This is a genomic window from Rhodoferax sp. RT5P35 (genome assembly GCF_056521385.1).
In genome coordinates, this window is the sequence record NZ_JBWMAX010000331.1 from 1 (window position 1) to 1068 (window position 1068).

The 1068-nt window shown below is 65.6% G+C and carries 2 protein-coding genes; both read left to right on the forward strand.

All coding sequences use genetic code 11. The features are described from left to right. The coding region (locus AC097L_RS26080) for an alpha/beta hydrolase family protein (RefSeq protein ID WP_479589588.1) at nucleotides 1-297 on the forward strand (297 nt) is incomplete at its 5' end. Between the two features lie 43 nt (nucleotides 298-340). Next, nucleotides 341-1068 (forward strand): VOC family protein (locus AC097L_RS26085; RefSeq protein ID WP_479589589.1); only part of this gene is annotated, 728 nt, incomplete at its 3' end.

The following is a 1068-nucleotide window of genomic DNA, read 5'->3' on the forward strand; positions in this document are numbered from 1 at the left end:
TGGGGTGCCAAGGACATGGACGACTTCATGCAGATCGCAGAGAAGGTGCATCTGGACGGCGTGGTCGAAAAGATCCGCGTGCCCTTCCTGGTAACCCACGGCGAGAAAGACTCGCAAATTCCACTGAAGTGGGCACAGCGCACCTACGAGCAACTGGTCAACAGCCCCCAGCGGGAGCTGAAGGTCTTCACCGAACGCGAAGGCGGCGTGCAACACAGCAGCTTTGACAACAGCATCAATGCAGGCCACTACATCGCCGACTGGGTGGCAGAAACCCTGGGCGGGCGCACCGCTTGAATGCGCGGGCCAACCTGCAACCCATCAACCAAAGGATTTACAGATGAACATCATCGGACTCGATGCCCTGGTCTTCGGCGTGGACGACGTCGCAGCCTGCGTGCAATACCTGACGGACTATGGCCTCACGCCGGTGGGCGTAAGCACGCAGGGCGGCCGCTTTGAGGCACTGGACGGCACGGCGGTGGAGGTCCGCCCCAAGGACGACCCCGCATTGCCCCCCGCCATGGGAACCGCCAGCATGCTGCGCGAAACGGTGTACGGCGTGGCCGACGAAGCCACGCTCGATGCCATTGAAGCCGAGCTGGGCCGCGACCGCACCGTGTCGCGCCAAGGCGGCGTGCTGCGCGCCACCGACGACCTGGGCTTCGCGCTGGCGTTCCAGGTCACCGCGCGCAGGCCCTTGGCGCTGCCTGCGGAGCGGGTAAACGCACCGGGTGCCGAGCCCCTGCGCCCCGCCAACGTACTGGGCCTGCCGCCGGATATGGCGGCCCGGCCCAGGTCACTGTCGCACGTGGTGTACTTCGTGCCCGATGCAGCCCGGGCCGAGGCGTTTTACCAGCGCTTGGGGTTTGTCTGCACCGACCGGTTCACCGGCGTCGGCCCCTTTCTTCGCCCGGCGGGCACCCAGGACCACCACACCCTGTTCATGATCCAGACCCCGCCGTTCATGAAGGGCTGCGAACACTTCACCTTCCACATGGGCGGCCCCACCGAGGTACTGCTGGCCGGAACCCGCTTCGTCGAAAAGGGCTACCAGAGCGTTTGGGG